Genomic DNA, 216 nt, shown 5'->3' on the forward strand with positions numbered 1-216 from the left:
CGGGTTCGCGGTGAGCGTGGCGTCGGGCGCAGGCCTGGCGGTTGCGGACTTCTCCGCGCGGAGCTTCCTCGACGACATCCGGCGCCACGGGGCGACGTACCTCAACTACGTCGGGAAGCCGCTCGCCTACGTGCTGGCGACGCCCGCGCAACCGGACGACGCCGACAACCCGTTGCGGTACGCCTTCGGCAACGAGGCCGCCGACCGGGACATCCG

The 216-nt window shown here is 72.2% G+C and carries 1 pseudogene; it reads left to right on the forward strand.

What is annotated here, in order from left to right:
- Window positions 1-216: pseudogene (locus ACOADB_RS15385) on the forward strand (acyl-CoA synthetase); the annotation flags it as partial.

Origin of the sequence: Nocardioides sp. CPCC 206348, assembly GCF_048654705.1 — a bacterium.
Lineage (GTDB): Bacteria > Actinomycetota > Actinomycetes > Propionibacteriales > Nocardioidaceae > Nocardioides.